The organism is Microbacterium rhizosphaerae, assembly GCF_034120055.1.
Lineage (GTDB): Bacteria > Actinomycetota > Actinomycetes > Actinomycetales > Microbacteriaceae > Microbacterium > Microbacterium rhizosphaerae.
On sequence record NZ_CP139368.1, the window covers coordinates 669,165 to 691,308 of the forward strand.

Annotated in this window: 21 protein-coding genes; 15 read left to right on the forward strand and 6 right to left on the reverse strand. The window is 72.3% G+C overall.

Annotated features, from left to right (window positions below; translation table 11 throughout):
* The first annotated feature begins 29 nt into the window (after window positions 1-29).
* On the forward strand, window positions 30-587 hold the full coding sequence (locus tag SM116_RS03095; RefSeq protein ID WP_320942999.1) for a hypothetical protein: 558 nt from the start codon (window positions 30-32) through the stop codon (window positions 585-587).
* Between the two features lie 7 nt (window positions 588-594).
* Here SM116_RS03095 and SM116_RS03100 read toward each other — a convergent pair whose 3' ends face one another.
* A complete protein-coding gene (locus tag SM116_RS03100) occupies window positions 595-1,161 on the reverse strand; it encodes an HhH-GPD-type base excision DNA repair protein (RefSeq protein WP_320943000.1) in 567 nt (188 codons plus the stop codon).
* 40 nt (window positions 1,162-1,201) lie between these two features.
* On the opposite strand from SM116_RS03100, the gene SM116_RS03105 reads away from it, so the two are divergent.
* From SM116_RS03105 to SM116_RS03150, 10 genes are all read left to right on the forward strand, one after another.
* Entirely contained in the window at window positions 1,202-2,785 is a 1,584-nt protein-coding gene (locus SM116_RS03105; protein WP_320943001.1) for a protoporphyrinogen/coproporphyrinogen oxidase, read from the forward strand.
* A gap of 77 nt (window positions 2,786-2,862) precedes the next feature.
* Window positions 2,863-3,273, forward strand: a complete 411-nt coding sequence (locus tag SM116_RS03110) for a hypothetical protein (RefSeq protein WP_320943002.1) — start codon at window positions 2,863-2,865, stop codon at window positions 3,271-3,273.
* A gap of 3 nt (window positions 3,274-3,276) precedes the next feature.
* On the forward strand, window positions 3,277-3,687 hold the full coding sequence (locus SM116_RS03115; RefSeq protein ID WP_320943003.1) for a phage holin family protein: 411 nt from the start codon (window positions 3,277-3,279) through the stop codon (window positions 3,685-3,687).
* Entirely contained in the window at window positions 3,677-3,949 is a 273-nt protein-coding gene (locus tag SM116_RS03120; protein WP_320943004.1) for a hypothetical protein, read from the forward strand. Before SM116_RS03115 ends, SM116_RS03120 begins: the two co-directional genes overlap by 11 nt.
* Before the next feature lie 204 nt (window positions 3,950-4,153).
* Window positions 4,154-4,975 carry a uroporphyrinogen-III synthase gene (locus SM116_RS03125; protein WP_320943005.1) on the forward strand — a complete coding sequence of 274 codons (822 nt, stop codon included), beginning with the start codon at window positions 4,154-4,156 and terminating at the stop codon, window positions 4,973-4,975.
* On the forward strand, window positions 4,972-5,955 hold the full coding sequence (hemB, locus tag SM116_RS03130) for a porphobilinogen synthase (RefSeq protein ID WP_320943006.1): 984 nt from the start codon (window positions 4,972-4,974) through the stop codon (window positions 5,953-5,955). The genes SM116_RS03125 and hemB overlap by 4 nt, the downstream gene beginning before the upstream one ends.
* Before the next feature lie 237 nt (window positions 5,956-6,192).
* Window positions 6,193-7,521 (forward strand): glutamate-1-semialdehyde 2,1-aminomutase, encoded by a 1,329-nt coding sequence (hemL, locus tag SM116_RS03135; protein WP_320943007.1) that lies wholly within the window; start codon window positions 6,193-6,195, stop codon window positions 7,519-7,521.
* Window positions 7,518-8,465 carry a 2-phospho-L-lactate transferase gene (gene cofD, locus SM116_RS03140; protein ID WP_320943008.1) on the forward strand — a complete coding sequence of 316 codons (948 nt, stop codon included), beginning with the start codon at window positions 7,518-7,520 and terminating at the stop codon, window positions 8,463-8,465. Before hemL ends, cofD begins: the two co-directional genes overlap by 4 nt.
* A 56-nt stretch (window positions 8,466-8,521) precedes the next feature.
* A complete protein-coding gene (locus SM116_RS03145; RefSeq protein ID WP_320943009.1) occupies window positions 8,522-9,976 on the forward strand; it encodes an MFS transporter in 1,455 nt (484 codons plus the stop codon).
* Complete coding sequence (locus SM116_RS03150; RefSeq protein ID WP_320943010.1) at window positions 9,973-11,436, forward strand: pyridoxal phosphate-dependent decarboxylase family protein; 1,464 nt, start codon at window positions 9,973-9,975, stop codon at window positions 11,434-11,436. Before SM116_RS03145 ends, SM116_RS03150 begins: the two co-directional genes overlap by 4 nt.
* Before the next feature lie 82 nt (window positions 11,437-11,518).
* On the opposite strand, the gene SM116_RS03155 is transcribed toward SM116_RS03150, so the two are convergent.
* Window positions 11,519-12,646: a lactonase family protein gene (locus tag SM116_RS03155; RefSeq protein ID WP_320943011.1), complete on the reverse strand. Its 1,128-nt coding sequence runs from the start codon at window positions 12,644-12,646 to the stop codon at window positions 11,519-11,521.
* Window positions 12,647-12,821: 175 nt separating this feature from the next.
* Here SM116_RS03155 and SM116_RS03160 point away from each other — a divergent pair, with 175 nt between their 5' ends.
* From SM116_RS03160 to SM116_RS03170, 3 genes are read left to right on the forward strand one after another with little or no spacing between them, the layout of a single operon-like run.
* The gene (locus SM116_RS03160; RefSeq protein ID WP_320943012.1) at window positions 12,822-13,556 is read left to right on the forward strand and encodes a response regulator transcription factor; all 735 of its coding nucleotides are present in this window, start codon (window positions 12,822-12,824) and stop codon (window positions 13,554-13,556) included.
* Entirely contained in the window at window positions 13,553-14,710 is a 1,158-nt protein-coding gene (locus tag SM116_RS03165) for a sensor histidine kinase (RefSeq protein WP_320943013.1), read from the forward strand. Before SM116_RS03160 ends, SM116_RS03165 begins: the two co-directional genes overlap by 4 nt.
* A 42-nt stretch (window positions 14,711-14,752) precedes the next feature.
* Window positions 14,753-15,463, forward strand: coding sequence for a potassium channel family protein (locus SM116_RS03170; protein WP_320943014.1), 711 nt, complete (start codon window positions 14,753-14,755; stop codon window positions 15,461-15,463).
* Window positions 15,464-15,469: 6 nt separating this feature from the next.
* Here SM116_RS03170 and cofC read toward each other — a convergent pair whose 3' ends face one another.
* Genes cofC through cofG form a run of 4 tightly spaced genes read right to left on the reverse strand, consistent with a single transcriptional unit; the run spans window position 15,470 to window position 21,605 of the window.
* Window positions 15,470-16,609: a 2-phospho-L-lactate guanylyltransferase gene (gene cofC / locus SM116_RS03175; protein ID WP_320943015.1), complete on the reverse strand. Its 1,140-nt coding sequence runs from the start codon at window positions 16,607-16,609 to the stop codon at window positions 15,470-15,472.
* 33 nt (window positions 16,610-16,642) lie between these two features.
* Entirely contained in the window at window positions 16,643-17,677 is a 1,035-nt protein-coding gene (gene fgd / locus SM116_RS03180; RefSeq protein ID WP_320943016.1) for a glucose-6-phosphate dehydrogenase (coenzyme-F420), read from the reverse strand.
* On the reverse strand, window positions 17,674-19,236 hold the full coding sequence (locus tag SM116_RS03185; RefSeq protein ID WP_320943017.1) for a flavin-containing monooxygenase: 1,563 nt from the start codon (window positions 19,234-19,236) through the stop codon (window positions 17,674-17,676). Before SM116_RS03185 ends, fgd begins: the two co-directional genes overlap by 4 nt.
* Window positions 19,233-21,605, reverse strand: a complete 2,373-nt coding sequence (gene cofG, locus SM116_RS03190) for a 7,8-didemethyl-8-hydroxy-5-deazariboflavin synthase CofG (RefSeq protein ID WP_425563301.1) — start codon at window positions 21,603-21,605, stop codon at window positions 19,233-19,235. Before cofG ends, SM116_RS03185 begins: the two co-directional genes overlap by 4 nt.
* Window positions 21,606-21,738: 133 nt before the next feature.
* Between cofG and SM116_RS03195 the strand changes: the two genes are divergently transcribed.
* Window positions 21,739-22,140, forward strand: a complete 402-nt coding sequence (locus SM116_RS03195; protein WP_320943019.1) for a hypothetical protein — start codon at window positions 21,739-21,741, stop codon at window positions 22,138-22,140.
* The last annotated feature ends 4 nt before the right edge of the window (window positions 22,141-22,144 follow it).

Here is a 22,144-nt window from a genome sequence, read left to right on the forward strand (position 1 = left end):
TTTCATCGGCCCGCCGCGGAAGGTCCACCATGACGTCGAAGGTCCGGCCCCGCCGCGGGCTCCGCACCGGCACTCTCGCCCTCGCCGCGCTCGCGCTCGCCCTCGGGTTGACCGCATGCGGCAGCGGCGTGCCGCTTCCCAGCGGCTCGCCGACGGTCGCCCTGCCCACGGCGCTCCCGACACCCACCCGGCCGACGCCGACCCTGCCGACGCGCACGCCTCTGCCGATTCCCACCCCGACGAGCACGGCGATCGTTCCGACGGCGATCCCCACGGCGGAGCCGACCCCGACCGCCGAGCCGACACCCACGCCGACCCCCGAGCCGACCCCGACACCCACACCGACCGCCGTTCCGCCGGTGCCGGTGGTCACTCCCACGCCCACGGAGTCGGCGACTCCGACACCGACACCGACACCGACACCCACACCGACCGCCACCGCGACGCCGACCCCATCGCCGACGCCGATCGAGGAGCAGAACGCGGTCTCGGAGTTCGGCTGGCTGTGGCTGCTGATCATCCTCGCCGTCGGCGGAGGGACGACGGCGATCGTCCTCGCGGTCCGTCGCCGGAGGGCGCAGCGCTAGGCGCTTCTCAGCCCTTCGCGGCCGCCTTCATCGCGCGCTTGTGCTCGCGCACCTTGGCGAGCGACTCCGGCGACACGATGTCGGCCACGCTGCGGAACGACCCCTCCTCGCCGTAGGGAGCGGATGCCTCGCGCCACCCGTCGCCGTCGAAGCCGCACTGCTTGCCGATCAGCGCGAGGAAGATCTTCGCCTTCTGCTCGCCGAAGCCGGGCAGCTTCTTCAGCCGCTTGAGCACCTCGGCGCCCGACGGCGCATCCCGGGTCCAGATCGCGGATGCGTCGCCACCCCAGTCGTCCTGCACCGCCGCGCACAGCGACTGCACGCGGGCGGCCATCGACCCGGGGTATCGGTGCACGGCCGGCGGCTGACGGAAGGCCTCGACGAGCGCCTCGGGGTCGTACGCCGCGAGGGTCTGCGCATCCATCCGTCCCACTCGCTGCTCGATCTTGAGCGGTCCGGAGAATGCCGTCTCCATCGCGACCTGCTGATCCAGCAGCATGCCGATGAGGAGGGCGAGCGGATCCCGCGTCAGGAGGTCGTCGGCGGCGGCATCGGCGGTGATGTGCAGGCTCATGCCCCCAGTGTCCCATTCGGCGAGTGCGAGGATGGAGGAGATGGCCAGCGAACCCTCCCCCACGCCGCCCGACTTCGCCGCGGAATCCGCGCTCGAGCGCATCGCGAAGCGCGCCCACGCGACACCCGTCGTCGTCATCGGCGGAGGCATGGCCGGCCTCGTCGCCGCGCACGAATGCGCGAAGGTCGGATTGAAGGTCACCGTGCTCGAGGCATCCGACCGTCTCGGCGGCGTCGTGCGGGCGACGGATGTCGCGGGCCTGCGCCTCGACGCCGGAGCGGAGAGCTTCGCCACCCGCGGTGGACACGTGCGCGCGCTGATCGACGAGCTCGGCCTCGGCGACCACGTGGTCACGCCCGCCGCCGGCGGCGCGTGGGTCGCCGGACTCGGCGGGTCGACGGATGCCGCCCCTCTCCCCGGCGGCGGAGTGCTCGGCATCCCCTCGAATCCCTGGGCTCCGGAGGTCCGCCGCATCATCGGCACGAACGGCTCCTGGCGCGCGTACGTCGACCGCCTGCGTCCGCCCCTGACGATCGGCCACGAGCACAGCCTGGGCAAGCTCGTGCGCTCACGCATGGGCCAGCTCGTCCTCCAGCGTCTCGTCGCGCCCGTGACGACGGGCGTGTACTCCGCGAGCCCGGACGACATCGACGTCGACCTCGCCGCGCCCGGTCTGAACGCCGCCCTCACTCGCGCCGGGTCGCTCTCGGGAGCCGTGGACCTCCTCCAGTCCGAGCGCGCCGGCGCCGCGCCCGGCTCTGCCGTGGGAGGCATCGACGGCGGGATGACGCGGCTCGTCGACGCGCTCGTCGCGCGGCTGCGTGATCTCGAGGTCGAGCTGCGCACGGAGTCGCCGGTGGCGCGGATCGAATCCACCGCCGGCGGCGGCTGGGTCGTCGTCACCGAGCCGTCTGCGCTCGACGAGCCGGCCCTGCCGCTGGCCACGTCCGCTCTGCCGGTGGCGGAGTCGATGATCCCCCTCGCCGAGGCCGTCTCGGCATCCCTCCCGGCCGCAGCCGTCATCGTGGCGACCGACGAGGCCGCCGCCCGCTCTCTTCTCGCACCGCTGGTGCCCGGGCTGGCGGCGGAGGTGGGGCCGTCGCCCGTCGTCGAGATCATCACGCTCGTCATCGCGGACGAACGGCTGGATGCCGCCCCCCGCGGCACGGGCGTGCTCACTGTCCCCGGCTCGTACACCGCGAAGGCGCTCACGCACTCCACGGCCAAATGGGAGTGGATCGCGCGGGCAGCAGGCCCAGGTGTGCACGCCGTCCGGGTGTCTTTCGGAGCCCAGGGCGAGGAGCCGGCGACCGCGGGTCTCGACGACGCCGCAGCCGCCGAGCTGGCGCTCGCCGAGGCATCCGCCCTCCTCGGAATCCCGCTCCAGCCCGCGTCCCTGCGGGGCGCGAGCCGCGCGCGGTTCGCCCAGTCGCAGCCGGCCGCGGTCATCGGCCGTCCCGAGGTCGTCTCGGCGGCGCGCACGGCGATCGCGGCGGTGCCCGGACTCGGCGCCGCCGGTGCGTGGCTGTCGGGCACGGGCCTCGCACAGGTCGTCCCGGATGCCCGCGCCGAGGCCGACCGCATCCGCGACGCCCTTCTCTGGGAGTATCCGGCGGCCTCCTGAGATGGGATGCCGGAATCGGAATATAGGGATACGCTGGGTCAACGACAACCCACGAAGACCAGGCGTGAGGGGGCCTCATGAGAGGCAAGGCAGGACTCGTCATCGGAATCGCCATCGGCTACGTGCTCGGTACGCGCGCGGGTCGCGAGCGATACGAGCAGATCAAGGCGCAGGCGCTGAAGCTCTGGGAGCTCGAGCCCGTGCAGAACCAGGTCGACAAGGCCAAGGACTTCGGCAAGTCCGCCGCCATGGCGCTGCCCGTCGCCCTGTGGGACGGCGCGGTCAAGGTCACGAAGGCCGCGCAGAACAGGGGCACCGCGGGTGAGCGGCTCGATGCCGCGATGGCCGCCGGCAAGGACTCGGCCGACGACATCGCCCAGGCTGCGGAGACCTCGGCCGACGCCGTGAGCGCGGCGGCCGCCGAGGCGGCTGCGAAGGCGAAGAAGGCGGCCGAGAGCGCTGCGAAGAAGTCCGCTGACGAGGAGTGACGCATGACCAATCCGCGCGCGTCCCGTGATCGGGCGGACGACGGTCTGCTGACCCTGATCGGCGAGCTGCCGGAGCTCTTCCGCAACCTGGTCATCGCCGAGGTCAACGCCGCGAAGGTCTGGCTGCAGAAGACCACCAAGGACGCGGGCATCGGTGCCGGATGGATGGCCCTCGCGCTGTTCTTCCTGTTCTGGTCGATCCCGGTCTTCGACGCTTTTCTCATCGCGGGGCTGTCGTCGTGGTGGCCCGTGTGGCTGTCCGCGCTCGTGGTGCTCGGGGTCACGCTCGTGCTCGTCGCGCTGTTCGCGCTGCTCGGCATCCTGCGCTTCCGCAGGCTGACGCGGCGTGAGAACCCGGTGGAGTCCATCACCACCGACGTCAAGATCGTGAAGGATGTGGCCGATGAGTTCTGACAAGCCCCTCCCGGCCACGGCGGTCCCCGCGGGCATCACCGATCCGGTCACGCAGGCGCGCGCCGAGCTCAAGGCCGCACTGGCCGCCATCGAGGTGAAGGCCAACGTGCCCAAGCGGGTGGCGGAGGCCACCGAGCGGCGCGTGGTCGTCCTTCGGCGCATCGCCAGGCGCAACCCCGCCGGCGTGACGGCCGCTGTCGTCGCCACCGCTGCGGTGGTCGGCGGCGTCGTGTGGGGATTGGTCCGCCTGTACACCCGTTAGGGGACGATCCGATAACGCCTGGGCCGGGGGGATGGTCCAGGCGGCGACCTCCCGGGGTATGCTCGAAAGCAAGGCAGTGGCAATGGTGCGGACGCTGCCGACGGCACGAACCCCGTTTTCACACGCGATCGCGCGATCGGGACAAGAGCCTGTCGGCTGCTCGAACGTGGGGCGGCTGACGTGTCACCACGAGAATCGACCCCCATGAACACAGCCCCCCGCTCTCATACCGGCCCCCTCGACACGACGCCGCCCAAGCCGCTCGCCGGCTGGCGGGTGCTCGTGCCCCGTGGCGGCCCCTGGGGCGACGGGGTCGCGGCATCCCTCCGCGCGCAGGGAGCCGTGCCGGTCGTGGCGCCGCTCATCGATTTCGCCCCCGCTCACGACGTCGCGCCGCTCGAGCAGGCGCTCGCCGACCTCGCCGCCGGCAAGTTCGACTGGCTGACGCTCACGAGCGCCACCACCGTCGACGTGCTCTACGCGTACCGCGCGAAGATCCCCGCGGCGACCAAGGTCGCGGCGGTGGGCGAGACGACCTCTGCGGCGCTGCAGGCCGCCGGCTATCGCGTCGACCTCGTGCCCGACCGCGACAACTCGGCCGCGGGGATGGCGGAGCAGCTGCTCGCCCTCGAACCGGAGGCGCGCGACATCCTGACCCTGCGCAGCGAGATCGCGAAGCCGGTCCTCACCAAACGACTGATCGAGGCGGGCCATCGGGTCCGCAGCGTGGTCGCCTACCGCACCGTCGGGGTGCCCGTGACGGAGCGGATCATGCGGGATGTCACATCCGGCCGCATCAACGCGATCCTCGTCACGAGCGGATCCGTGGCCCAGCAGGTGCACGATCAGTTCCCCGACCTTCCCGACGCCACCGTCGTCGCGGCGATCGGCCCGCGCACGGCGAAGGATGCGCGCCGCATGGGGCTCGACGTCGACATCATCGCCGAGACGCAGACCGTCACCGCGCTGGTCGACGCCGTCTCGAAGCTCCCCCTCCCGCACGCCCTGGACGAGTTCCAGCCGTGAGTTTTCCGACCCACCGTCCGCGGAGGCTGCGGCAGTCTCCGGCCGTCCGCCGCCTCGCCCGCGAGACGCATCTCGTGCCGTCGCAGCTGGTGCTGCCGATGTTCGTCAGGGAGGGACTCGTCGAGCCGCAGCCGATCGGCTCGATGCCCGGCGTCGTGCAGCACTCCATGGATTCCCTGCGTCGCGCGGTAGCGGATGCCGCCGCATCCGGCATCGGCGGAGTCATGCTGTTCGGCGTGCCGGAGGTGCGCGACGCGCAGGGCTCCGGCGCCGACGATCCGGCCGGCATCCTCAACGTCGCGACCGCCGCGGTGGTCGAGGAGGTCGGCGATGCCCTCGTCGTGCAGACCGACCTGTGCCTCGACGAGTTCACCGATCACGGCCACTGCGGGGTCCTCGCGGCCGACGGCTCCGTCGACAACGACGCGACCCTCGAGCGGTACGCCGCGATGGGGCTCGCGCAGGCACGTGCCGGCTCTCAGATGCTCGGCCTGTCCGGCATGATGGACGGCCAGGTCGCGCACGTGCGCGCAGCGCTGGATGCCGAGGGCTTCAGCGACACGTTGATCCTCGCCTACTCGGCGAAGTATGCCGGCGCGTTCTACGGCCCGTTCCGCGAGGCCGTCGACTCCCAGCTGAAGGGCGACCGCCGGACGTACCAGCTCGACCCGGCCAATGGCCGCGAGGGTGTGCGCGAGGCGCTGATCGACGCCGAGGAGGGCGCCGACATCGTCATGGTCAAGCCGGCGCTGCCGTACCTCGATGTGCTCGCCGAGGTGCGCGCATCCGTCGACATCCCGGTGTGGGCGTACCAGGTGTCGGGGGAGTACGCGATGGTCGAGGCTGCCGCAGCGCACGGCTGGATCTCGCGTGAGCCCGCGATGCTCGAGAGCCTGCTGTCGATCCGGCGCGCCGGGGCCGACGCCATCCTGACGTACTGGGCGGTCGAGGCCGCCCGGCTGCTGCGCCCGTCGCTGTGACCGCACCCCACCCCCGCCACCGCACCCCCGCCACCCCGCCACCCCGCCACCCCGCCACCCCGCCCCCGCCACCGCCACCCCGCCCCGGTGACATGGCGACGCGTCGACGTTCGGGATTCAGTCTGGGGGGGGCGGCAACGACCGGGGAGGTCCCTGGACTCACGGGTCCGCGACGCCGCAGGTTCGGGTGGAGACTGAATCGTGAACACCGAGAGCGTGGAGAGGAAGCATCTCAGCATGACCGATCGCAACGATGAGCTGTTCGACGAGGCGCGACGCGTCATCCCGGGCGGGGTCAACTCGCCGGTGCGCGCGTACGGGTCCGTGGGCGGCAGCCCGCGCTTCCTCGCGTCCGCCCGCGGACCGTATGTGACGGATGCGGCGGGCCGCGAGTACGTCGACCTCGTCGCGTCGTGGGGTCCCGCGCTGCTCGGACACGCCGAGCCCGAGGTCGTCGAGGCGGTGCGGGAGGCCGCATCCCGCGGTCTCTCCTTCGGCGCGCCGACCGAGGGCGAGGTCGAGCTCGCCGAGCTGATCGCGGGGCGCGTCGTGTCGGGCGAGCGGCGGCCGGTGGATCGCGTGCGGCTCGTGTCGACGGGCACCGAGGCGACGATGACGGCGATCCGACTGGCCCGGGGTTACACCGGACGCGACCTGCTCATCAAGTTCGCCGGTCACTACCACGGACACTCCGACGGGCTGCTGGCCGCGGCCGGATCCGGCGTCGCCACCCTCGCGCTCCCGGGCTCGGCCGGCGTCCCCGCGCCCATTGCGGCGCAGACGCTCGTCCTGCCGTACAACGACCTGTCCGCGGTCGAGGAGGCCTTCGCCGTCCACGGCGACCGCATCGCCGCGATCATCGTCGAGGCCGCGGCGGCGAACATGGGCGTCGTCCCACCGCTCCCGGGCTACAACGCCGCTCTCGCCGATCTCGCTCACAGCCACGGCGCGCTGCTCATCCTCGACGAGGTGCTCACGGGCTTCCGCGTGCACCCCGCCGGTTTCTGGGGACTGCAGCAGGAGCTCGGCGAGACCTACTTGCCCGACCTCTTCACGTTCGGCAAGGTCGTCGGCGGAGGGATGCCGCTCGCCGCCCTCGGCGGTCGCGCCGATGTCATGGATGCCCTCGCCCCGGTCGGCCCGGTCTACCAGGCCGGCACGCTGAGCGGTAACCCGCTCTCGGTCGCCGCGGGCCTCGCGACGCTGCGGCTGGCGACGCCCGAGGTGTACGACCGGGTGGATGCCGCGGCATCCGCCGTCGCCGACGCCCTCGCGGGCGCGCTCGACATCGCCGGCGTCACGCACACGGTGCCGCGCGCCGGTTCACTCTTCGGGCTCGCTTTCCGCGACGAGGTGCCGACGACGTACGCCGAGGCGCAGGATCAGGAGTCGTGGCGCTACGCGCCCTTCTTCCACGCCATGCTCGACGCTGGCGTCTCGCTTCCGCCGAGCGTGTTCGAAGCGTGGTTCCTCACGGCCGCGCACGACGAGGAGGCGCTCGGCCGCGTCGTCGGCGCGCTGCCCCGCGCCGCGCGCGCCGCCGCCGAGGCACAGGCCGCCCAGTGACACGGACGGTCGTGCTGGCCGGCGGCGTCGGCGGGTCGAAGTTCACGCTCGGCGTGCGCGAGGCGCTCGGTGCCGACGCGGACACCACCGTCGTCGTCAATACGGGCGACGACCTGTGGCTCTCGGGCGTCCGCCTGCAGCCGGACGTCGACTCGATCGTCTACGCACTGGCGGGGGTCAACGACACCCAGCGCGGCTGGGGCCGCGCGGGAGACTCGGAGCGCGTCAACGAGGAGCTGCAGGCGTGGGGCGCGGGATGGCCGTGGTTCACGCTCGGCGACCTCGACCTGGGCACGCATCTGGCCCGCACGGGCTGGCTGCGCGACGGTCTCACTCCCACGCAGGTGATCGAGCGGATGCAGCGGCGGTGGCCGCTCGGCGTGCGCCTGCTGCCCATGACCGACTCCGAGGTCGACACGCACATCCTGCTCGCGGACGGCTCGCGGATGCACTTCCAGGAGTGGTGGACGCGCCACCGTGCCGCCCTCGAGCCGGCCGCGTTCGAGAACCCCGGCATCGTGGACGCCGTGCCGGCGCCCGGCGTCGTGGAGGCGATCGCCGAGGCCGACGTGGTGCTGCTCGCGCCCTCGAACCCCGTCGTCTCCATCGGCCCGATCCTCGCCGTGCCGGGCGTGCGCGAGGCTCTGCAGACCACGAAGGCGAACGTCGTCGGGGTCTCCGGGATCATCGGCGGACGAGTCGTGCGCGGCATGGCCGACGTCTGCCTGACCGCGATCGGCGTGGAGACCCGGGCCGATGCGGTGGCCGCCCATTACGGCGCCCGCTCCGCGGGCGGCATCCTCGACGCGTGGCTGATCGCGGAAGAAGACGCATCCCTCGCCCCCGCGGTGGACGCACTCGGCATCCGCGCGGTCGTCGCGCCGCTCTGGATGACGGATGCGGCGGCCTCCGCCGCGATCGTCCGCGCTGCGCTCGACGCCTGAACGCCCTATTGGCGACGCGTCAATGAGGAGCTTCCGGCGGACGTAGGATCGCTCTCATGCCTGAATCCGTGCCTGAGCGCACCCCTGCGACGGTCCCCACGCGTCCACACGGCGCCGGCGCGCCGCGCGGAGCCTCGGGGCGCGTGGGCCCGTCGTCGCGCCTGTCCACCTCGACGGTCGCCCGTTATGCGATCGGTTCGCTCGGCACGGGCGGCTTCGCCACGCTGCCCGGGCTCGTCCTCGTCTTCTACCTGACCGACACGCTGGGTGTCGCGGCATGGGCCGCGGGCATCGCCGTGTCGGCGGCCAAGGTGTGGGATGTGCTGATCGATCCGGTGATCGGCGGCTTCTCCGACACGAACCTGCACCGCACGGGGTCCCGCCGCCGGGTCATGATCGTCGGCGCCGTCGCCCTGCCGGTCTTCTTCCTGCTGACCTTCGCCGTGCCGGCCGGGGTGTCGCCCGTCGTCGCGGGGCTGTGGGTCGCGATCGCGTTCATCCTCGCCTCGACCTCGTTCAGCCTGTTCCAGGTGCCGTACATCGCGCTGCCGGCCGAGCTGTCGGACCACTACGACCAGCGCACGCGCCTGCTGACGACACGCGTCGCCGTGCTGAGCGTCGCGATCCTGCTGTTCGGCGCCGGCGGCCCGATCCTGCGGGGCATCGGCAACGCGTACACGGGGTACCTCGTCATGGCACTCGTCGCGGGTCTGGTCATCGCCGCGGGCATGCTCATCGCGACGACGGTGGCTCCGAAGGGCGTGCCTCAGCCGGACGCCCCCGCGGTCCCCGTCTCGGAGGGCTACCGCGAGGGCTTCGCCGCCCTGCGCCGCAGCGCTCCGTTCCGCGCTCTGCTCGGCACGTTCGTGCTGCAGGCGCTCGCCACGGGCATGATGCTCGCGGCCGCGAACTACGTCGCCGTGTGGGTCATGCACTCGAGCGACGCCCTGACATTCCTCTTCGTCGCGCTGATCGGCCCCGCCATCCTGTTCTCCCCGATCTGGAACGCGATCTCGCGACGCGCCGGCAAGGAGCGCTCGTACGTGGCGGCATCCATCGTCTTCACGCTCGCCGCAGCCTCGCTGAGCCTCGCCATCTGGTCGCCCGGCGCGTGGATGTACCTCTCCGTCGCGGTCGCCGGCGCGGCGTACGCCGGGATGCAGGCGCTGCCGATGGCGATGCTCCCCGACGTGATCTCGCACGACGCCCGCCGCACCGGAGCGCCGCGCGCCGGCGTCTTCGGAGGCATGTGGACCGCCGGCGAGACGACCGGCATGGCTCTGGGCGCCGCCGCGCTGACCGTCGTCCTGACGGTGACCGGCTACATCCAGACGACCGCAGGTCACAGCGTGGAGCAGCCGGCGAGCGCGGTCAACGGCATCGCCGCGGCCTTCGGCCTCATCCCCGCCGCGCTGACGCTGCTCAGCCTGCTGTTCCTCTCCCGCTACCGTCTGCGCCGCAGCGACATCGACGGTCCCGACATCGACCTGCCCGAGGAGGCCATCGCATGATCGAACCCGCTGAGGTCGTCGCCCGGCTCGAGGCGCTGCGCGCCCTGGACGCGCCGACGCACGGCGGCCGCCTGCTGTCGTACGTCTACGACTCGGGCCGTCCGGAGCTCGACGACGTTGCGGCGGCCGCGGTCCGCGCGATGCAGCCCGTCAACGGTCTCGACCCGACCACCTTCCGCTCGGTCGGGGTGATCGAGCGCGAGCTCGTCGACTTCGCGCGCGGGGTCTTCCACGCCGACGACGAGGTCGTCGGCACCGCGACCTCCGGCGGCACGGAGAGCTGCCTGCTCGCCGTCAAGACGGCCCGTGATGCGTGGCGCGCGCGCGGCGGACGCGGGATGCCGCGGCTCGTCGCCCCGACCACCGTGCACGCCGCGTTCCGCAAGGCGGCGGCGCTGTTCGACCTCGAGCTCGACCTCGTGCCCGTCGATCCCGCCACGGGTCGTCCCGATGCGGCCGACATCGCCGGACGACTCGCACCCGACGTCGCGCTCGTCGTCATGAGCGCGCCGTCCTACCCCTACGCGACGCTCGACCCGATCCCCGAGGTCGCCACGGCCGCGATCGAGGCCGGCGTCGACCTGCACGTGGATGCCTGCATCGGCGGGTTCGCGCTCGCGTTCTGGCCGGAGCACGCCGCGGGCGCCCCCGCGTCACCGTGGGACTTCGCGGTTCCGGGCGTCACGAGCCTCTCCGCCGATCTGCACAAGTACGGCTACGCGCCGAAGGGCGTCTCGGTGCTGCTGCAGCGCGGCCGCGATCGCCAGCGCCACCAGTGGTTCGCCACAAGCGCATGGCCCGGCTACCCCGTCGTCAACCCGACGCTGCTCGGCTCCCGCTCCGCCGGTCCGCTGGCGGCGGCGTGGGCGATCGCGTCGGTGCTCGGCGTCGCCGGCTTCCGCGAGCTCACGGCCTCGATGGCCGCCTCGACGGAGGCGATCGTGGATGCCGTGCACGCCATCGACGGCCTCACCGTCGTGGGGCGGCCGACCGGTCCGATGGTCGCGCTCGCGGCGGATGCATCCGTCCCCGCCGAGCGCCGGGTCGACCCGCACCTCTGGGCCGACGAGATGCGGGTCCACGGCTTCGTGGTGCAGCTGCAGCCGGCATCCGTCCAGCCCGATCGATCGATGCTGCCGTCGACGGCGCACCTGACGATCACGCCCGTTACGGAGCAGGTCGTGGACGACCTCGTCGTGGCGGCGGCCGCCGCGGCGGACGCGGTGCGCGGCATGCCGCACCTCGACGGCACCGCCCTGGCCGCGGGGCTCCTCGGCGGGGTCGCTCCGGCCGGCACGATCGACTCCGCTACCGCGGTCGCGATCCTCGGCGCCGCCGGACTGCTCGACCCCGCGGGGCTCGGTCCGCTGGCACCGGTGCTGTCCCTCGTCGAGGCGCTGCCGCCCGCGCTCGTGGAGCGCCTGCTGATCGAACTGCTCGCCGCCGGCCTCGAACGCTGACGGAGCTCACGGCCGGTGCCGGTCGCCGAGCGAGGCGGAACGCGGCTTCCCAGACCGCGTTCCGCCTCGCTCGGCGCATGCCTCAGTTCGCGACGATGCCCTCGCCACCGGCGGCGCCCGGCACGAGCACCGAGCCGATGGCCGTGAGCGTCCCGTCCGAGCCGACGCGGAACTCGTCGACCATACCGGCGAGTCCCGTCTGCACGTACAGGTACTGGCCGTCCGAGCTCACCGCGGCATCGACCGTGCCGGCATCCGTGTGGGTCACCCCGACGCTCGTGAGCGAACCGCTGCCGCCGATCCGGTAGCCGCTGAGCGTGCCGGAGCCGGCGTTCGAGGCGTAGACGTACGAGCCGTCCACGACGATCCAGCAGGTCGCCGCCTGCCCGGTCGCGGCGATGTCGAGCTGCGTCAGGCTGCCGTCCGCGCCGACGTGGAAGGTCGCCACCGAGTTCGTGGCGGCCTCACTCGCGACCACGTCGCCGGCGGCGTCGAACTGGAACCCGAACGGCACGGCGCCGGGGACGCTCGTGACCACGGGTGATGCCGACAGCCCGCGGTGGTCTGTGAGGAACACGTCGAACGAGCTCGTGTTGCCCTTCGTCGAGACGATGAGCTTCGAGCCGTCCGGGGTGAACGCGATCTGCGCGGGCGTGTGCGTGAACTCCGGCGTCGCGTTCGGGTCGAGCCCGAGGTCGCGGTGCCACGACGGGACGGCGACCAGGTGCCCGCCGAAGTTCAGGTAGCCCTGCACCGAGCCGCCGCCGCGCGCGTTCAGGACGAACACGCGATTGTCGTGGGCGGTGACACTGACGGGCGCCTGCCCCCACGAGCCGACGATCTCGCGATCGGCCAGCCGGCTGCCGTGGATCGAGAACGACGTGATCGTGTTGCTGCCGCCGTTCACGGCGAGCAGCGATCCCTCGCCGCGGGCGAGGCCGCTCTGCGATGCGAGGTGGTCGACGACCGAGCCGGCCAGCTGGACGCCGTTGCCGCCGGTCGCGTACGTGCCGGCCTGCTGCAGCGTGCCGTCGGCGAGCCGGTCGTAGGCGACCACGGCATTGCCGGACAGGCCATCGGTCTGCACGAATACGGCGCCGACCGGGTCCTGCCCCGTGGACGCGTTGGCCGCGCCCGAGCCGAGCAGAGCTGTGGCGACCGCGGCGGCCGCTGCGACGCCGGCCGCCGAGATCTTGAGTGAGAGTCTCATGGTGGTTCCTTTCCAGGTGGATGCGATCACCGTCCCACCGCGAGCTCGGGCGGGGAACCGGCATCCGCTTACCGAACCGTGACGGTCCGTGTCACCGTTTCGTAAGGCGTGACGAACCGAGGACAGACGCGGGATTGCGCGGACACCCGCGGTACGGCGGACCTATCCTGAGCGCATGGGGACCGAGGCGGCGACGAGCGAGCTGACGGATCGGCGCATCCTGCTCGTCGAGGACGACGAGACGGTGCGCGAGGTGGTGCGCACGTATCTCGAGGACGCCGGGTACATCGTCGACGAGGTCCCCGACGGCTTCAGTGCGATGGACCTCGTCGCGCGTCGGCTGCCCGATCTCATCGTGATGGACCGGATGCTGCCCGGGATCGACGGCGTCGAGGTCTGCCGGCGCATCCGCGCCGAGCACGACATCCCGGTCATCATGCTGACCGCGCTCGGCGCGACCGACGACCGGATCGACGGCCTCGAGGCCGGTGCCGACGACTATCTCACCAAGCCCTTCTCTCCGCGCGAGCTGGTGCTGCGGGTGACCTCGGTGCTGCGCCGCAGTCTTGCCGAGTATGCGCCGGAGGCGCCGTTCGACCTCGGCGCGTTCACGCTGCATCCGTCTGCGCGATTCGTGCAGAAGGACGGCGTGCCCCTCGCGCTGTCCGCCCGCGAGTTCGACCTCTTCTCGTTCCTGCTGAAGCATCCGGAGCGCGCGTTCACACGCGAGGAGCTGCTCGGCGCGGTGTGGGGATGGAGCTACGGCGACCTGTCGACGGTCACCGTGACGATGCGGCGGCTGCGGGAGAAGGTCGAGGACGACCCCACGCATCCGCTCATCCTTCAGACTGTGTGGGGCGTCGGCTACCGGCTCGTGCCGGCGCCGTCTTCGACACCGGGCGTGGCATGATCCGCGCCGGCGACCTCGGCGCGATCGTCGGCATCGCCGTGGTCTGCGGACTGGTGGTCGGCGCGATCGGGCTCGTCGCGCTGCGGCTCGCGCGGCGCGCGCCGATGGCGGTGCAGGTGTCGATCGTCGTCCTGACCGGCACGCTCTCGGTCGCCGTCGGGATGGTCGCCGTCGCGCAGGCGATGTTCCTCTCGCCCCACGACCTGGTCGTGAGCCTGTGGGTGGCCGGCATCGCCGCCCTCGTCTCGCTCGGCGTCGCCGCGGTGCTGGCCGTGACCTTCGTCCGTCAGGCCCGCAGGGTGCGCAGGCTCGCGGCATCGCTCGGCGGCGCGCGCGAGGACGGGGCGATCGTGCCGATGGATGCCTCGGGCTCCGAGCTCGCCGCCGTCGCCGAGGAGCTCGCCCGCACGAGCCTCCGGCTGGAGGAGGCCCACGCCGAAGTGGACGCGATGGACCAGTCGCGCCGCGAGTTCATCGCGTGGATCTCGCACGATCTGCGCACGCCGCTCGCGGGCCTGCGGGCCATGGCGGAGGCCCTGGAGGACGGACTCGCCGACGACCCGCAGCGGTTCCACCGCCAGATGCGCCTGCAGGTGGACCACCTCTCCGATCTCGTCGACGACCTGTTCGAACTGTCGAAGATCGAATCGGGCCGCCTGATCCTCGCGATGGACACCGTCTCGCTGCACGACCTCGTGAGCGACGCGGTCGCGGAGCTGCGCGTGCTGGCGGAGACGCGGCGCGTCACGATCCGCGAGTCGCCGGATCAGGATGCGCTGGTCCGCGGCGACGCGCGGGAGCTCGGCCGCGCCGTCTCGAACCTGCTGCTGAACGCGATCCAGTACTCGCCGCCGGGGACCGCCGTCGCCGTCGAGACGGAGGTCGACGCCGACGGCCACGCGGTGCTGAGCGTCGTCGACCAGGGCGGTGGCATCCCTCCGACCGACCTCGAGAATGTCTTCCGCGCGGGGTGGCGGGGTGCCGAGTCCCGGACCCCCGCTCCGCTCTGGGGACGCTCCAGCGGCGCCGGGCTCGGGCTCGCGATCGCCCGCGGGATCGTCGTCGCCCATGACGGCGACCTGCACGCGCGGAACGTCGACGGCGGCTGCCGGTTCGAGATGGTGCTGCCCGCGCTGCCGCATGCGGCGGCCTGAGGACACTCCCCGCCCGCCGGGCTCGGGTCGTACGATTCGGCCATGGATCAGCAGCGCTGGCAGAAAGCCATGGAATGGCCGCTCGTGGTGGCGGCCCTCGTCTTCCTCGTCGCGTACGCCTGGGAGGTGATCGCCGACCTCCAGGGCTCCGCCCTGATCCTGGCGGAGGTCATCCAGGGGCTGACCTGGGCATTGTTCCTCCTCGACTACGGGATGAACCTCTACCTCGCGAAACCGCGTGCCGCGTGGTTCCGCAGCCACCTCTTCGACCTCGCCGTCGTCGTGCTGCCGATGCTGCGACCGCTGCGCGCGCTCCGGTTCGTGACCCTGCTGCGGGTACTCGACCGCACCGCGGGGGTCGCGTTCCGCGGCCGCATCACGACCTACGTGGCGGGCGCCGCCTCCCTGCTGATCTTCGTGGCGGCGCTCGCGGTCCTGGATGCGGAGCGCCCGGCGCCCGGCGCCGCCATCAAGACGCTGGGCGATGCCCTGTGGTGGGCCGTCGTCACCGTGACGACGGTCGGCTACGGCGACGAGGTGCCCATCACGCCGCAGGGCCGGCTGATCGCGGCGGCGCTGATGTTCTGCGGCATCGCCCTCCTCGGTATCGTCACGGCCACGTTCGCCGCCTGGATCATCGAGAAGATCGCGGTGCAGGATGCCGCGCAGCAGGCGGCGACCGTCGCCCACATCAAGGATCTCGAGGCCAAGATCGACACGCTGCACGAGATGATCTCGACCCTCCGGCGGTGAGCGGGCTCAGTCGGGCCGGCGGCGCATCCTGATCGCCCGCACGTCCATCTCGATCCTCGCCGATCCATCGGCCGCGAACCCGTGCCGGCGATAGAACGCCTGTGCGCGCGGGTTCGGGTCGGCGACCCACAGGATGACGTCCTCTTCCGCGGCCACGACGGCCTCGAGCAGCGCGGCGGCGGCGCCCGTGCCCTGATGCGCGGCGAGCAGGTAGAGCACGTACAGCTGGCGCTGCGCATCCGCGGTCTCGGAGGGCCCGGACAGCGCGATGCCGACGATCTCTCCGTCCACCTCTGCGACCGCGGGGCGCGCTCTGCCGGTGTCGGCGACGGCGTTCGCCCACATCCGCTCGCGACGCTCCACGAAGCCGGGGTCGTCGAGCACCGCATCGGGGAACATCCCGCGGTACGTCTCCTGCCACGACCGCACATGCACCCGGGCCATCGCCGCCACGTCCTCGGGGCGTGCCGCGCGTACGCGGAACGACGCGAGACCCAGCGCGGCGGCCGTGCGCCGACCGATCCCGTGGGCGACGGCGGTGTCGAGCTGCTCGACCGTGTCGACGTCGCGGCGGAGGGTCGAGGCATCCGGGACCGCCAGCGGCACGCAGCCCAGCGCGACGTGGCGTGCGAACGAGCCGGCGCCGAACGCGCTCGCCCACGGCGTGCCCGGGGCTGCGGTGACGAGAGTCGTGCCGGTGCCCTCGGCATCCGCGACCACGCCCCGATCGACGGAGGTCGCCTCCGCGAGCGCCGCGGCCAGATCCTCCGGGCGCAGGGCGGGGAGGTCGCCGAGGAGTGCGGCGCGGAACCCGCCGGCCGGCGCACCCGCGGCGACAGCCGCATCGATCCCGCCGCCGGGGTCGTCGACGACGCGTGCGCCGAGCCGTGCCGCCTCGGCCGAGATCGTCTGATCCGCGGTCACCACGACGACCCGCGCTGCCTGTACGGCGGCGGCGATCGTATCCAGTGCGATCGCTCGAGCCAGCTCGGCGCGCCCGGCACCCGGCACCGTCAGCCGGGACTTGCCGTGATCCGCGCGTTTGACGGGGATGACGACGGTCCACTCCGTCCGGAATTCAGTCTGCGTGTCGATTCCGGCACCTCGCCTTCGCCTCGGGCCGCGGGATCGGGCGCCGACGCCCACCGTCGAGACTGAATCCCGAACGCGCCGGCGGCGTCACTCCCCGTACCGTGCGCGCAGACGCGGCAGGATCTCCGCCCCGTACATCCGCAGGAACTCGGGCTGATCGAAACCGGGGTCGTGGAAGACGAGGTGCCGGAAGCCGAGGTCGATGTACCGCCCGATCGCCTCGACATGCTCGTCGGGGTCGGTCGACACGATGAACCGCGAGGCGACGCGCTCGATCGGCAGCTCGGCGGCGCGCTGCTGCATGTCGATCGGGTCGTGCACGTCGCGCTTCTCCTCGGCCGACAGTGCGAGCGGCGCCCAGAACCGCGTCTTCTCGAGGGCGACCTCCTGGTCGGGATGGTGCGAGACCTTGACCTCCATCAGCGTGTCCACGGCGCCTGTGGCGCGACCGGCCTTCTCGATGCCCTCGCGCAGCGCCGGCAGCAGCGTGTCCGTGTACAGGGACGGGTCCTTGCCGCTCGTGGTGATGTAACCGTCGGCGATGCGACCGGCCAGCCGTGTCGCGGCGGGACCGGAGGCGCCGATGTAGATCGGCACGGGGTTCTCGGGGCGGTCGTAGACCGTCGCATCCTTCACCGAGTAATACGTGCCGTCGAACGTGACGCGCTCGTTCTCCCACAGTGCGCGCATGAGCGAGATGGCCTCCTTCATGCGCTGGAAGCGCTCAGGCGGCTCCGGCCAGTCGAGGCCGAGCGTGACCTCGTTGAGCGCCTCGCCGGTGCCCACACCCAGGATGATCCGGTCCGGGTACATCACGGCGAGGGTGGCGAAGGCCTGCGCGATGACCGCCGGGTGGTAGCGGAACGTGGGCGTCAGCACCGACGTGCCGAGCAGCACGCGCGAGGTCCGCGCGCCGACGGCGCCGAGCCACGGCAGCGCGGCCGGGGCATGCCCACCGTCGTGCATCCAGGGCTGGAAGTGGTCGGACAGGAAGACCGAGTCGAAGCCCATCTCCTCGGCGAGCACCGAGAACTCGATGAGCTCGTTCGGCCCGAACTGCTCGCTCGATGCCTTGTATCCGAACCGCAGCGGTTGCTGCCGGTCAGCCTGTCGAACCATCATGCGACCTCTTTCTGAAGGGGGGATGAGCCCGCACGCGTGGGCGCGGGGAGGAATTCCGACCCCTCGGCCTGGGCCAGGCGCTGGCGGAACGCGGTGACCGTCCCCGGCCACAGCAGGGTGAGCCGGCCGGAGCGCTCGTCGACGTACCAGTTGCGGCATCCGCCGGTGATCCAGGGAGTGGATGCCGCGGCCCGGTCGATCTCGGCGGTGTAGGCGCGCTCGGCCGCGGGGTCGACGCGCAGCACGCCGTCGAGGGTCGCCTCGTAGCGGAAAGCGAGCGTGCGCGCGAGGTAGGCGGCCTGCTCCTCGATCATCAGCACGGACGAGTTGTGTCCGAGCGACGCATTGGGGCCGTCGAGCACGAAGAGGTTCGGAAAGCCGCTCACCATCGTCGAGGCGTACGACGTCATGCCGTCCGACCAGTGCTCGGCCAGCGTGCCGTGCTCGCCCGTCACGAGGTCTGCGTAGGGCTGCTGCGTCGAGACGAACCCGGTGGCGAAGACGATGGCGTCGGCCTCGTGCCGTCGGCCCGAGGCGGCGACGAGCGTGCCGCCCTCGACGGACGCGAGCGCCGAGGCTTCGAGCGTGACGGCGTCGGACGCGACGGCGGGGTAGAAGTCGTCGCTGAGCAGCACGCGCTTGCACCCGAAGGCGTAGCCGGGCGTGAGGCTCGCGCGCAGCGCGGGCTCGGAGACCTGGTCGTGCAGGTGGTCCAGGGCGACATCGCGGGCGAGGGCCGATGCCGCGGCATCCCCCGATCGCGATGCGAAGCGCGCCTCGCCCTCGGTGAAGAGGTCCTCGCGCAGCGCTGCGAGCAGCTCGGGGCGCTCGCGGAAGCGGCGGCGCTCGGCGTGCGTGTACGCACGGGCGCCGCGCGGGACGATCCACGCCGGGCTGCGCTGGAACAGGGTGACGTGGGAGGTGCGGGCGAGCTCGGGCACGAGCTGGACGGCGCTCGCGCCGGTGCCCACGACCGCGATCCGCGCGCCGTCCAGGTCGATGTCGTGCCGCCAGCGCGACGAGTGGAAGACCGGTCCGTCGAACTCCGCGAGCCCGGGAACATCCGGGATGCGCGGCTCGGTGAGCCGCCCGCAGGCGAGGACGAGGGCGTGTGCGGTGACGTCGACGGGATGCGGTCCCCCGATGTGGAGGCGCCACACGCCCCACTCGTCGTCCCACGCCGCGGCGGTGAGCGGGCTCTCCAGCCGCGGGACGATGCCCTCGTCAGCGGCGACGCGCTCCAGGTAGGCGCGGATCTCCCGGCCCGTCGCATAGACGCCGGACCAGTCGGGGTTCGGGTGGTCCGCGAAGCCGTACAGGTGGCTCGGAATGTCGCACGCGACTCCCGGGTACGTGTTGTCGCGCCACGTGCCGCCGAGGGATGCTGCGCGCTCGAGGACCAGCACATCGTCGATGCCCGAGTGGCGCAGCGCCATCGTGGCGGCGAGACCGGCGAAGCCGGCGCCGACCACGACCGCCTCGTAGGGGCCTACGCGCCCAGAGGCTCCGCGGGACGCGCCGGCGGCGTCCGGAGGCGGTGTGGGGAGGGTCAGGGTCATCGAGCGACCCACCGGTAGTCCGTCGTGCGCAGGCGGAACGGCCGGAACATCCGGGCGGCGAGCGCCGCCGCGTCCTTCACGGGCAGCTCGAGGCCGTGCTCGATGCCCGCCGCCGGCTTCACGCGGCCGTCGAGGAGCACTCCTCCGAGGTCGTCGCCGCCCGAGCGCAGCAGCACGCCGGATGCATCGAGCCCGAGGCGGGTCCACGGAATCTGGATGTGCGGGATCGACCCGCTGAGCATGAGCCGCGCGACGGCGACCATCGCGCGGTGCTCGTCGAGCGGACTGCGTCCCGGGACGAGCGGCACGCCGCCGTCCGGACGGGGCAGGGGGATCGGCACGAACTCCGCGAACCCGCGGGTGTCGGCCTGGATGCGCAGCAGCTCGCGCAGATGCGCGATGCGCTCGGCCGCCGTCTCGACATGGCCGTAGAACAGGACGCTCGTGGAGCGGAAGCCCGCGCGGTGGGCGGCGGTGATGCCCTCGATCCAGCGGTCGATCTCGAGGTCGCCGGGTGCGACGAGTCTGCGGACGCGCTCGCTGAGCACCTTGACGCCGGTGCCGGGGACGGTGTTGACGCCCGCGTCGCGCAAAGCGCCAAGCGCTGCGTCGAGGCCGAGTCCGCCGCGGTCGGCGAGGTCCCACACATCCTGCGGGCGGTAGGCGTGCAGGTGCAGTGCGGGGTCCGCGGCGCGGGCGGCCCGCACGATCTCGACATATGCGGACGGGTCTTCGGATGCCGGCAGCCTGCCCTGCACGCACAGCTCGGTGGCGCCCAGGGCCGCGGCATCCATCGCGATCGCCGTGACGTCGTCGAGGGTGAAGGTCGCCGGATCGGGATCGGAGCCCAGCGCGGCGCGGAAGCCGGTCGACGTGAGGTTGCGGTTGACGACGAGCGTGACCGCCTCGCCGACCGTATACCGCCGGACGTCGTCCGCCGTCGCCGCGAGTGCATCGAGGTCCTCGCCGGCAGCGAGGAGCAGACTGCCCCACTCGGCGTCGTCGAGAGAGGCGGGGGATGCGGCGGCCCGCTCGATGAGCGCCTTGGCCGCGAGCCCACGCTTCATTCCCGAGCCCACATCGATTGTGCGCGAATCGGATGAGGGCTCGGGCATCGGATGTGGGTTCGCGGATGCGGCGGGGGATGCGGCGGCGGGGGTGACTGCCGCGAGGCCGTCAGGGGCGGCCAGGGACAGCACCTGCGGACGCAGTCCCTCATCGATCCACTCCTCAGCCGACACGACGTACGGCGGCTGGGCCGTCAGGCGCTCGCGCAGCTCGAACCCCAGCTCCGCCGTCCTCGCGGCGAGGTCGTCGAGGTGCGGCCACGGTCGTTCGGGGTTCACATGATCCGCGGTGAGGGGCGACACGCCGCCCCAGTCGTCGGCGCCGGCGCGGACGAGGAGCTCCAGCTCGGTCGGATCCGAGAGGTTCGGCGGCACCTGGATGCGCATGTCCGGTCCCATGACGACCCGGGCGACCGCGACGGCGGCCACGTACTCCAGGGTCTCGGCATCCGCCGCCGCGCGCATCGCCGTGTGGTCCTTGGCGCGGAAGTTCTGGACGATCACCTCCTGCACATGCCCGTGCCGTTGATGCGCGTCGCGGATCGCGACGAGCGACTCCGCGCGGTCGTGCGCGGTCTCGCCGATGCCGATGAGCACACCGGTCGTGAACGGGATGCGGGCGCGACCGGCATCCTCGATCACCGCGAGGCGGACCGCCGGATCCTTGTCGGGCGAGCCGTAGTGCACCTGACCGGGCTCCTCGAACAGGCGCCGGGACGTGGTCTCGAGCATCATGCCCATCGACGGCGCCGTCGGACGGAGGGCGACGAGCTCATCGTGCGACATCACGCCGGGGTTGAGGTGCGCGAGCAGACCCGTCTCGGCCGTGATGAGGCGGGCCATCGCGCCGACGTAGTCGAGCGTCGAGGCGTAGCCGTGCTCATCGAGCCAGGCGCGCGCCTCGGGCCAGCGCTCCTCCGGGCGGTCGCCGAGGGTGAGCAGAGCCTCCTTGCAGCCGAGCGCGGCGCCCTGGCGTGCGACGGAGAGCACCTGCTCCGACGTCATGTAGACCGGCTTGTGGAGCGTGCGCAGCTGCCCGGGCGTGTCGACGAAGATGCAGTAGTGGCAGCGGTCGCGGCACAGGGTCGTCAGCGGGATGAACACCTTGCGCGAGTACGTGATGACGTCGGGGCGGCCGGATGCGGCGGCCCCCGCATCCCTCGTCTGCGACGCGATGACGAGCAGGCGCTCCAGCCGGTCGCCGCGTGCGTGGAGCAGGATCTCGGCCTCGTCGGCCTCGACCCGTTCGCCCCGCGCGGCGGCATCCAGAACCGTTTCGATGTCGCTGTCGATGCGGTCCATGTCGGCGAACAGGGTCACCACCCCAGTCTTGCACCGTGCAGAGTGCGCACGGGTCGGAGGCCGGTCCAGGATCGTTGCCGCTCCGTGAGGAAACCGGGGTCCCGCCCGGGAGGAGCGCTGGCAGACTAGGGGCATGGTCACGCTGCTGCTCGATTCCGCGCAGCTGGAGGTCGTGCTCTCTCGCACTGAGCGGGCGGTCGCGTTCCGTCGCCGGAATATCACCATCGAACGGTCCACGATCGCGAAGGTGCAGCTGACGGACGATGCGTGGACGTGGCTGCGCGGCGTCCCCGACCCGGGCACCTACCTGCCCGTCGCCCTGGCCGCGGGCTCGTGGAAGTCCGCGGGCGGCCGCGATTTCGTGCTGCTGCGCGGACGCAAGCCGAGTGTCGTCATCGACCTCGAGGGCCACCCGGAATTCCAGCGGATCATGCTGACGACGCGCCACGGCATCTCGCTCGTGCAGGCACTGCGGCTCGCCACCGGCGACCTCGGCGACGAGCCGGCCGACGTCGCCGAACTCGTCGCGGAGTAAGCGC

Coding starts and splice junctions, on each gene's coding strand:
- fgd (WP_320943016.1), bottom strand. CDS start 17,677: ATGATGGTTCGACAGGCTGACCGGCAGCAACCGCTGCGGTTCGGATAC.
- SM116_RS03150 (WP_320943010.1), top strand. CDS start 9,973: ATGATCGAACCCGCTGAGGTCGTCGCCCGGCTCGAGGCGCTGCGCGCC.
- SM116_RS03120 (WP_320943004.1), top strand. CDS start 3,677: ATGAGTTCTGACAAGCCCCTCCCGGCCACGGCGGTCCCCGCGGGCATC.
- SM116_RS03095 (WP_320942999.1), top strand. CDS start 30: ATGACGTCGAAGGTCCGGCCCCGCCGCGGGCTCCGCACCGGCACTCTC.
- SM116_RS03115 (WP_320943003.1), top strand. CDS start 3,277: ATGACCAATCCGCGCGCGTCCCGTGATCGGGCGGACGACGGTCTGCTG.
- SM116_RS03145 (WP_320943009.1), top strand. CDS start 8,522: ATGCCTGAATCCGTGCCTGAGCGCACCCCTGCGACGGTCCCCACGCGT.
- SM116_RS03110 (WP_320943002.1), top strand. CDS start 2,863: ATGAGAGGCAAGGCAGGACTCGTCATCGGAATCGCCATCGGCTACGTG.
- SM116_RS03185 (WP_320943017.1), bottom strand. CDS start 19,236: ATGACCCTGACCCTCCCCACACCGCCTCCGGACGCCGCCGGCGCGTCC.
- SM116_RS03100 (WP_320943000.1), bottom strand. CDS start 1,161: ATGAGCCTGCACATCACCGCCGATGCCGCCGCCGACGACCTCCTGACG.
- SM116_RS03165 (WP_320943013.1), top strand. CDS start 13,553: ATGATCCGCGCCGGCGACCTCGGCGCGATCGTCGGCATCGCCGTGGTC.
- SM116_RS03170 (WP_320943014.1), top strand. CDS start 14,753: ATGGATCAGCAGCGCTGGCAGAAAGCCATGGAATGGCCGCTCGTGGTG.
- SM116_RS03125 (WP_320943005.1), top strand. CDS start 4,154: ATGAACACAGCCCCCCGCTCTCATACCGGCCCCCTCGACACGACGCCG.
- SM116_RS03160 (WP_320943012.1), top strand. CDS start 12,822: ATGGGGACCGAGGCGGCGACGAGCGAGCTGACGGATCGGCGCATCCTG.
- SM116_RS03195 (WP_320943019.1), top strand. CDS start 21,739: ATGGTCACGCTGCTGCTCGATTCCGCGCAGCTGGAGGTCGTGCTCTCT.
- hemL (WP_320943007.1), top strand. CDS start 6,193: ATGACCGATCGCAACGATGAGCTGTTCGACGAGGCGCGACGCGTCATC.
- SM116_RS03155 (WP_320943011.1), bottom strand. CDS start 12,646: ATGAGACTCTCACTCAAGATCTCGGCGGCCGGCGTCGCAGCGGCCGCC.
- SM116_RS03105 (WP_320943001.1), top strand. CDS start 1,202: ATGGCCAGCGAACCCTCCCCCACGCCGCCCGACTTCGCCGCGGAATCC.
- cofG (WP_425563301.1), bottom strand. CDS start 21,605: ATGGACCGCATCGACAGCGACATCGAAACGGTTCTGGATGCCGCCGCG.